This window comes from Flavobacterium xizangense (assembly GCF_054075145.1).
This window is the reverse complement of the sequence record NZ_JBSIPG010000343.1, coordinates 1-234: the sequence shown is the minus strand read 5'-3', so window position 1 is coordinate 234 and position 234 is coordinate 1. Positions and strand designations below refer to the sequence as shown.

Sequence of the window (234 nt, the reverse complement as noted above, 5' to 3'; positions counted from 1 at the left end):
CCGCGTGCTCTCTAGAAGATCCAGAACCGAAGTTTTTTCCTCCTACAAGGATTTTTCCACTATAAGTTGGGTTGTTTAAAACGAAATCTGCTTTTGGAGTATCGTCTCCGTTATATCTCCAGTCTCTGAAAAGGTTATCTCCAAAACCTTCACGTTTTGTAGCTTTTAAGAAACGAGCTGGAATAATTTGATCTGTATCTACGTTCTCAATTGGCAACGGAACTCCGCTGCTAG

General features: G+C 41.0%; 1 protein-coding gene. It reads right to left on the bottom strand.

The annotated features are described in order from the left end of the window. Window positions 1-234: 3-isopropylmalate dehydratase small subunit (locus ACWA1B_RS23705; RefSeq protein ID WP_461824368.1), on the bottom strand; the 234-nt coding region annotated here is incomplete at both ends.